10 protein-coding genes are annotated in these 9,297 nt (G+C 40.9%); 7 read left to right on the forward strand and 3 right to left on the reverse strand.

Annotation, left to right across the window (positions count from 1 at the left end; all coding sequences use genetic code 11):
* Positions 1-2: 2 nt before the first annotated feature.
* The 3 genes from U1E44_RS11220 to recA form a co-directional block, all read right to left on the reverse strand.
* Positions 3-536, reverse strand: a complete 534-nt coding sequence (locus U1E44_RS11220; protein ID WP_322931181.1) for an RNA polymerase sigma factor — start codon at positions 534-536, stop codon at positions 3-5.
* Positions 537-565: 29 nt separating this feature from the next.
* On the reverse strand, positions 566-997 hold the full coding sequence (locus U1E44_RS11225; protein WP_322931182.1) for a hypothetical protein: 432 nt from the start codon (positions 995-997) through the stop codon (positions 566-568).
* A 90-nt stretch (positions 998-1,087) separates the two neighbouring features.
* Entirely contained in the window at positions 1,088-2,095 is a 1,008-nt protein-coding gene (recA, locus tag U1E44_RS11230; protein WP_322931183.1) for a recombinase RecA, read from the reverse strand.
* A 297-nt stretch (positions 2,096-2,392) separates the two neighbouring features.
* Between recA and trhO the strand changes: the two genes are divergently transcribed.
* The 7 genes from trhO to U1E44_RS16845 all read left to right on the forward strand — a co-directional run.
* Entirely contained in the window at positions 2,393-3,424 is a 1,032-nt protein-coding gene (trhO, locus tag U1E44_RS11235) for an oxygen-dependent tRNA uridine(34) hydroxylase TrhO (RefSeq protein WP_322931184.1), read from the forward strand.
* Positions 3,425-3,695: 271 nt separating this feature from the next.
* A complete protein-coding gene (locus tag U1E44_RS11240) occupies positions 3,696-4,859 on the forward strand; it encodes a PSP1 domain-containing protein (protein ID WP_322931185.1) in 1,164 nt (387 codons plus the stop codon).
* Positions 4,831-5,334 (forward strand): gliding motility lipoprotein GldH, encoded by a 504-nt coding sequence (locus tag U1E44_RS11245; RefSeq protein WP_322931186.1) that lies wholly within the window; start codon positions 4,831-4,833, stop codon positions 5,332-5,334. The genes U1E44_RS11240 and U1E44_RS11245 overlap by 29 nt, the downstream gene beginning before the upstream one ends.
* A 3-nt stretch (positions 5,335-5,337) precedes the next feature.
* Positions 5,338-7,668, forward strand: a complete 2,331-nt coding sequence (locus U1E44_RS11250) for a penicillin-binding protein 1A (protein ID WP_322931187.1) — start codon at positions 5,338-5,340, stop codon at positions 7,666-7,668.
* Between the two features lie 234 nt (positions 7,669-7,902).
* On the forward strand, positions 7,903-8,607 hold the full coding sequence (locus U1E44_RS11255) for a CoA transferase subunit A (protein WP_322931188.1): 705 nt from the start codon (positions 7,903-7,905) through the stop codon (positions 8,605-8,607).
* 71 nt (positions 8,608-8,678) lie between these two features.
* Complete coding sequence (locus U1E44_RS11260; RefSeq protein ID WP_322931189.1) at positions 8,679-9,047, forward strand: four helix bundle protein; 369 nt, start codon at positions 8,679-8,681, stop codon at positions 9,045-9,047.
* 20 nt (positions 9,048-9,067) lie between these two features.
* Positions 9,068-9,297 (forward strand): transposase (locus U1E44_RS16845; RefSeq protein ID WP_416242055.1); only part of this gene is annotated, 230 nt, incomplete at its 3' end.

Consider the following 9,297-nt stretch of genomic DNA (forward strand, 5'->3'; position numbering starts at 1 on the left):
ACTTACGCAATGTTTATATTTTCTTTTTCAATTCGTTCTTTTAATAACATTCGGGCTCGTGATAGGTTCGATTTTGAAGTACCCGGCGATGTCCCTAACAATTCTCCTATTTGATTATGCGAATACCCATCTAATACATAGAGATTAAAGGTTAACCTGTATTTATGGGGTAATTCTTGTATGTAACGTAACAGCGTGTTAAGGTTAACATCCATGCCATCGGTGTCCGGTTCTGAGTCTACTGCTTCATAATGTTCAGGAACCAAATGCAGGGTAGTTTCCTTCCTGTATTTTTGAAGCACCGTATTCACCGTTATTCGTTTGATCCACCCTTCAAAAGAGCCCTGCGATTTATATTGATGGATTTTGCTGAAAATAGTCATAAAACTATCGTGCAAATGATCTTCTGCCTCCATTTTGTTACGAGAATATTTAAGACAGATACCGAACAAGATACCGGCATATTGCCTGTATAACTGTTCCTGTGCTGCCCTATGTCCCTTTTTGCAATTATTGATGAGTTCTTCTAGACTCAAAATGTTGGTTAGATTATTATGATGCTATTTTAGGGGGTTGTTGCCCCTGGGTCTACCGGTACTTCTATTTCAAGAAATACCGGGTTGCCGTTTTCGTCTTCACCGGTATAAAATTGAAACAGATAGGTATCTGTATACTTCACTTCAAATTTAAATGTTCGCGTAACTTCTTGGTCGCTGTTAATACAGTCGTCTTTATCCAAAACGGCACCCATCACGGCCACTTGCCGGGTAGTAGTTGCGGTTCTAGATACCGTAAATCGTTCAAATAGGGTGCAATTATCCGGTATTATAAAAGTAACCGTTATATCAAAAACTTCATTGAGAACAAAAGATTCTGGGAGTTCGGCACTTACAATTTGTAAGGGCTGAAAATGAAAATTTACCCCATCATCAATATCACAAGAACTAAGCGAAATACCCAAGATGCTAATACCAAGGATACGAAGGAACTTTTTCATGCACTTTCCATTTTTTTATTAAAGATGATAGGAAAAGGCAAAGGTTGCGTAGAAACCTTAAAAAAAGATACCGTTATCGGGAGGTGGCTTCTATTTTTTTAACGCCTTTATCGTGGCTATTATTTTTCCTTCCAGCTCTTCTTGTAGTTCGGGATTATCTGCCAATAGTGCTTTTACGGCATCGCGGCCTTGCCCCAATTTAGTGTCGCCATAACTAAACCAAGAGCCGCTTTTTTTAACTATTTCAAAATCGACTCCAAGGTCAATAATTTCGCCCACTTTAGAGATACCCTCCCCATACATGATATCGAATTCTGCGGTTTTAAAAGGGGAAGCAACCTTATTTTTGACCACTTTTACCCGAGTTTTATTTCCCTGAGATTCGCCATCCGTGTCCTTAATTTGAGTAGATCGTCGAATATCGAGACGAATAGAAGCATAAAATTTTAAGGCATTACCCCCGGTCGTTGTTTCGGGATTTCCGAACATGACTCCAATCTTTTCACGCAATTGATTTATAAAAATTACGGTACAGTGCGTTTTGCTAATCGATCCTGTTAGTTTTCGAAGCGCTTGAGACATTAACCGCGCGTGCAAACCCATTTTGGAATCGCCCATTTCGCCTTCAATTTCACTTTTGGGCGTCAACGCCGCAACGGAATCAATCACCACAATATCAATGGCACCGGAACGGATGAGATTATCCGCAATTTCCAAGGCTTGCTCCCCATGATCTGGTTGAGAAATGATAAGATTATCAATATCGACACCCACTTTTTGAGCATAAAAACGGTCAAATGCATGCTCTGCGTCGATAAAAGCCGCAATTCCTCCATTTTTTTGTGCCTCTGCGATGGCGTGTAGCGTTAAGGTTGTTTTTCCGGAAGATTCCGGGCCGTAAATTTCAATAACCCTGCCCCGCGGATACCCTCCTACGCCTAAGGCAATATCTAAGCCCAAAGAACCTGTGGGAATTACCTCCACATCTTGCACCACACTATCGCCCATCTTCATTACTGCTCCTTTCCCGTAGGTTTTATCCAGTTTGTCTAAGGTGAGCTTCAACGCCTTTAACTTTGCTTCTTTTTCCGCACTCATTTTTGTCTAAATTAGGAACGCTAAAATACCATTTCTTTTTGCATATCGCAATGGCAACGCAACCTTTTTAGAAAAGCTGCATCTTATTGCAAAAGAACCTTCCGTTGCTAAAAAACACCGGGGTTTTGTAACTCTGGGCATGGTTGGCTACCGCCTTTTGATTAAATTCTATGAAAAAGAAAAATAGTGGGGTAGCCTCAAAAGAGCTTTGATATATTCAAAGCTCTTTTTATTTGAGAACACTGTGAATATGCTTATTTTTGCCGAAATAGTCTTTAACTTAATTATTGGTATAGCATGCAACTGTACAATACACTAAGTGCAAAGGAAAGAGAGGCTCTTATTGAAGAGGCAGGTCTAGATCGCCTTACAATTTCTTTCTACAAATATGCACATATCGGCAATCCGTCGATTTTCAGAAATCATTTATTTATACATTGGAACCAACTGGATGTACTAGGACGTATTTATGTGGCCAAAGAAGGGATTAACGCCCAACTCTCCGTTCCTGCGGATTACTTTAATGCCTTTAAAGCACATTTAGACAGTATTTCTTTTTTGAAAGAGGTGCGTCTTAATATTGCCATAGAACAGGATAATAAATCCTTTTTAAAATTGAAAATAAAAGTTCGCGACAAAATTTTGGCAGACGGACTCGCTGATGACAGTTTTGATGTAACGAATAAAGGGGTACATGTAGATGCTTTGCAATTTAATCGCTTATTAGAAAACCCGGATACCCTATTGGTAGATATGCGCAATCATTATGAAAGCGAAATAGGACACTTTGCCGGGGCAATTACCCCAGATGTGGATACGTTTCGAGATTCTTTGGATCTTATAGAAAAGGATTTGGCTGCTTTTAAAGAGGATAAAAATTTAGTCATGTATTGCACCGGTGGCATTCGATGCGAAAAGGCAAGCGCATACTATAAACACAAGGGCTTTAAAAGAGTATACCAACTAGAAGGTGGCATCATTGAATATGCCAGACAAGTACAAGCGCAAAATTTAGAAAATAAGTTTTTAGGCAAAAACTTTGTCTTTGATCATCGCCGCGGGGAGCGTATCACCGACGATGTCATTGCCCATTGTCACCAATGTGGGCAACCCTGCGATACGCATGTAAACTGTGCCAATGAAGCCTGCCATTTATTGTTTATTCAATGTACAGGTTGTGCCGAGAAAATGAACCATTGTTGCTCCGTAGACTGCAAAAGCATACACGAATTACCTTTTGAAATACAAAAAAAACTAAGAAAAGGAAAAGTAGTCAGCAACAAAATCTTTAAAAAAGGGCGCTCGGAGGTACTGAAGTACAAAAGGTAAATACCAATCAGTTTTTTATATATCATTCACTACGGCGTCTCCATTTGCGCTAATCTCCGTAGGCTTTCTAAGGCATCCCCTTTTATGAACCGCCATCACTGGTGCTTCATTCTTTTGGTGTTGGTTAGCCCTTTTTACCACCATCTGCTCTGCCTCGCCTCTACGAACTTTCTTCCTATAACACTAAAAAAATACTATCTTTACATTTAAGTAAATTTATGAACCTTTTTTAGTTAACCCTATGGGGTATACCTAAATCAAGATATTTAATATGGGTTGTAACAGTTGTTCAACCGCTAAGGATGGACAGCCACGTGGCTGCAAGAATAATGGCACTTGCGGCACAGATGGTTGTAACAAATTAACGGTATTTGATTGGCTCTCCAATATGTCGTTGCCAAACGGGGAAACCCAGTTCAACGGCGTGGAAGTACGTTTCAAAAATAGCAGAAAAGAATTTTTTAAAAACTCGGAAGACCTTTCGCTGAGCATAGGCGACATTGTAGCCACGCAAGCCCAATCGGGACACGATGTGGGTATGGTTACCCTTACCGGTGCTCTGGTTAAGGTACAGATGCGCAAAAAGCGTGAGCCGCTTCCCCTTGAAAACCTACCCAAAATTTACCGAAAAGCCTCGCAAAAGGATATTGACATTTGGCAGCGTTGCAGGGATAGAGAAGAGGAAATTAAAAAAAGAGCTAGAGAAATAGCCATTTTACTTAAGTTGCAAATGAAAATCTCCGATGTAGAATTTCAGGGAGATGGTTCTAAGGCGACGTTTTATTATACGGCAGAGGAGCGAGTCGATTTTAGGCAATTGATTAAGGACATGGCCAAGGCTTTTGGCATCCGTATAGAAATGCGACAAATTGGGTACCGGCAAGAGGCACAACGCTTGGGCGGCATAGGCTCATGTGGTAGGGAACTCTGTTGTTCTACCTGGCTCACCGATTTTCGATCTGTAAGTACGGCCGCCGCCCGCTATCAGCAGCTTTCCTTAAATCCCCAAAAATTGGCAGGACAGTGTGGAAAATTAAAATGCTGTCTCAACTATGAGTTGGATGTGTATATGGATGCCCTTAAAGATTTTCCCTCGCAAGAGAGTAAATTATTTACCGAAAAAGGCCTTGCATTTTGTCAAAAGGTTGATATTTTTAAGCAAACCCTATGGTTTTCCTACAAAGATGAACCTTCCCATTGGCATGCGCTAAATAAGGATCAAGTGAATCTACTCTTGGAAAAAAACAAGAAAAAAGAAAAAGTAGCCAGCCTAGAAGAATTTAGTATCGAAATTCCAAAGGAAGAAAAAGTGATTTTTGAAAATGTGGTAGGTCAGGACAGCCTCACCCGATTTGATGTTCCAAAGCGAAGGAACAACAAAAACAGAACTAAAAAAAGAAGAACTAATGCAAAAAGACCGTCTAAAAATGGGTAGGGTATTTTGCATGCTTTTTATAGGTCTTGGAATGCTTTCTTGCAATAAAGACCTCGTTTTTTCGGAGTATAAAAATACCGAAAATGGTGTTTGGGATAGAAATAATGCCATCCAGTTTCAATTTTCGGATTTAGACACTACAGCAGCATACAACCTATTTATTAACATCCGAAATGATGACAGCTTTCCCTATAGAAACCTTTTCCTAATTGCCGAATTAGACTTTCCGAATGGGCAAACCATGCGTGATACCTTAGAATACGAAATGGCCTTACCCAATGGGCAATGGCTGGGAAAAGGGCGCGGTAATCTAAAAGAAAGTAAATTATGGTTCAAAGAAAACATCGTTTTTCCTTCTTCCGGCGTATATACTCTAGAAATTTCTCAAGCCATGCGACATCTGGGTCAAATTAATGGCGTAGTGCAATTAAAAGGGATCACGGACGTTGGTTTTCAGATAGAAAAAAGCAAGTAAGGTATGACCAAGGTGGTAAAAAAAAAGAAACACACAAACTTTTTTGCGTTTATTAAGTGGTTTTGGATATTGTTCGCCGCAGGAATCCTGTCCATTGCCCTTCTATTTTTATTGGCTTCTTGGGGTGCTTTTGATCCCTTACCCACCTTTGAGGTATTAGAAAATCCTCAGACCAATTTGGCCACAGAAATTATATCTTCCGATGCAAAAACCCTAGGGAAATTTTATTTAGACGACAATCGAACGCCCGTAAAATACGAAGATTTGCCGCAGAATTTAATTCACGCCTTAGTCGCTACAGAAGATGCTCGCTATTATGAGCACTCCGGTATTGATGCATGGGGTACCCTAAGAGCTATTGCATATCTTGGCAGCAAAGGTGGCGCCAGTACCATTTCGCAACAACTTTCTAAATTGTTGTTTACAGAAAGAGCCTCTGCCAGTTCACTGGATCGAATTATCCAAAAAATTAAGGAGTGGGTTATTGCCACGCGATTAGAGCGGCAGTACACTAAAGAGGAAATCTTGGTGATGTATATGAACATTTACGATTTTGGTTTCAATGCAGACGGCATCCGATCGGCCTCCAGAATCTATTTTGGCAAAGAGCCCAAAGACTTAAAGATTGAAGAATCGGCTATGCTAGTAGGGATGTTAAAAAATTCATCGCTCTATAATCCCATTCGCCGAGAGCAATTGGTTTTAAATCGCAGAAATACCGTTATTGGTCAAATGGCCAAATACGATTTTATTACAGAAAAACAGAAAGATTCTTTACAAGGGTTAAAAATGGATGTTAATTTTAATCCAGAATCGCACAGGGAAGGTTTAGCCACCTATTTTAGAATGTATTTGCAAGGCTATTTAAATCGATGGATTGCACAGAACCCTAAACCGGATGGCACAAAATATAACATCTACTTAGACGGATTAAAGGTATACACTACCATAGATAGTCGTATGCAACAGCACGCAGAGGAAGCCGTGCAAGAACACATGAAACGGTTGCAAAAAGAATTTTTTGTTCAAAATACCCCCGAAAGAAATAAAACCGCACCCTTTTTGGAACTCAATCAGGACGAAATAGCCCAGATTTTAGAGCGGGGCATGAAAACCTCAGATCGGTGGCGTAAACTAAAGGCTCAGGGGAAATCTGAAAAGGAAATCCGAGAATCCTTTACCGTAAAGACCGAAATGACGGTGTTCGACTGGAATAGGGATACCCAAGAAAAAGACACCATTATGACACCCTTAGATTCTATTCGGTATTACAAGTCGTTTTTACGCACGGCCATGATGTCGATGGAACCCCAAACAGGACATGTAAAAGCATGGGTAGGCGGACTTAATTACAAGCATTTTCAGTATGATAACGTGATTCAGGGAGCCCGGCAAGCAGGTTCTACCTTTAAACCCTTTGTTTATGCTGCTGCCATAGACCAATTGCGGCTATCGCCCTGTGATGAATTTCCTGACACTCAATATTGCATTGAAGCAGAGAAACACGGCAATCCGGAAGCGTGGTGTCCAAAAAATTCCGATGGCAAGTATTCAGGGAATCTCTATACTTTAAAACGTGCTTTGGCCAATTCGGTGAATACGGTTACCGCTCAATTGATTGATAGAGTTGGCCCAAAGGCGGTTGTTTCCATCGTCAAGAACCTGGGACTTTCAGGAGACATCCCCGAAGTGCCTTCGATTGCCTTGGGCACCCCCGACATTAATGTGTACGAAATGGTTGGAGCCTATGGCGTATTTGCCAATCAGGGGGTATATGTGAAACCGGTTATGGTAACCCGAATTGAAGATAAAAATGGCACCGTACTCTACGAATATGTTCCGGAAACCAAAGATGTCTTAAGCAAAGAGGTTGCTTACGCTATGGTAAATGTATTAGAAGGGGTTACCGAAGGAGGTTCTGGCACGCGCTTACGTGGCAATTATGCCAAAGACCAAACCCTTTACAAAGAAATTATTACCGGTTATCCCTACGAATTTACCAACCCCATCGCAGGGAAAACAGGCACCACTCAAAATCAAAGCGACGGCTGGTTTATGGGTATGGTACCCAATTTAGTCACCGGTGTTTGGGTAGGAGGCGAAGACAGAGCCACTCACTTTAGAACCATTAATTATGGACAAGGAGCCTCAATGGCCTTGCCTATCTGGGGCTTGTATATGAAAAAGAATTATGCCGTGGATGAATTGGGCATATCCAAAGCAGAATTTACCAAACCCGAAGAAATGTCCCTTAATGTAGACTGTAATAAGCCTAACGACAGTCTTGATAGTACCCCAGCGATTGAAGACGATCTCGACGATTTGGATTTTTAGCCTAAAAAATACCAAACAGACGATGCTAAAAACCTGTCTTGCCGGAATTGTGCGCGCAAGCCACAGGGATCGTTCCTGAATTTCATTTTGATCTTTGGGCGAAAGGCCAAAATTTCGTATTTTACATCATCGGGAACGACCTTTTGCAGTTACGACGCAACGTTCGTAGCACATGATCCCAAAAACGCTGCTTTAAGAGACTTATTGAGATACCACAGCCTAAAACCTTAAAAAATGATTCGCAAAACTGTAAAGCATGTTCAAGAAGCCCTAGAAGGCGTACATCACGGAATGACATTTATGTTAGGTGGTTTTGGGCTATGCGGGATTCCGGAAAATGCCATTTCCGAACTGGTGCGCTTGGGCATTAAAGACATTACTTGTATTTCCAATAATGCCGGCGTAGATGATTTTGGATTAGGATTGCTATTACAGAAGCGTCAAATAAAAAAAATGATATCGTCCTATGTAGGCGAGAACGATGAGTTTGAACGACAGATGCTCAGTGGTGAGCTAGAGGTAGAACTTACGCCTCAAGGCACGCTAGCAGAGAAATGCAGGGCAGCCCAGGCCGGTTTCCCTGCCTTTTATACTCCCGCAGGATATGGCACCGAAGTAGCAGAAGGAAAAGAAACCAGAGAATTTAATGGAAAAATGTATGTATTGGAACATGCCTTTAAAGCCGATTTTTCCTTTGTAAAAGCGTGGAAGGGTGACGAGGCCGGAAATTTAATTTTCAAAGGAACAGCGCGTAATTTTAACCCGTGCATGTGTGGTGCGGCCACCATTACAGTGGCCGAAGTAGAAGAACTCGTACCCGCAGGAACCCTTTCCCCAAATGAAATCCATGTACCCGGTATTTTTGTACAGCGCATTTTTCAAGGGGAAAATTATGAGAAGCGCATTGAGCAGCGTACGGTTAGAAAACCGGTAGTTTAATGTAGCAATTTAACAATGATTTAATGTAACGTTGTATCAATGGTACAATGAATTAATGTAAAAACGCAGTAATGATTGAAAGGGAAAATGCAGTAGTTGAAAAATCAATATCGTTTGCCCTGATGGTCATTGAATTTTGCGAGTCGTTGGAACAAAAAAGGCATTTTATAGTTGCAAATCAATTGTTGAAGTCAGCTACGAGTATTGGAGCCAATATCCACGAAGCACAAAATGCAGAAAGTAGAGTAGATTTTATTCATAAAATGAAGATAGCTTCCAAAGAACTGGAAGAAACCAAGTATTGGTTGATACTATGCGAAAGAGCAAAATCTTACCCATTTAATAATGAACTCAAAGTTAAAGCAGAAGAATTGGGATTAATACTATATAAAATTATTGACTTAGGCACTTTGTTATTAGATATAAAGTCATTAAATTAGAGCAAATAATATCTTATACTATGGAGCATAGATTCAAAAGCCTCTCCCTTTTTGAGTTTCAAGAGCGGTTCTCGACCACCGAGGCCTGCCTTTCATACCTCTCGGAGCTCAAATGGGGTAACGGTTACCGCTGCCAAAAATGTGGTCATAGAAATTTCTGTAACGGCGTTCCTGCGGGCTCACGGCAATGTACCAGTTGCAACTATACAGAGTCCCCCACAGCAGGTACGCTGTTCCACAAAGTGAAGTT

The organism is Aurantibrevibacter litoralis (assembly GCF_034651555.1).
Lineage (GTDB): Bacteria > Bacteroidota > Bacteroidia > Flavobacteriales > Flavobacteriaceae > Aurantibrevibacter > Aurantibrevibacter litoralis.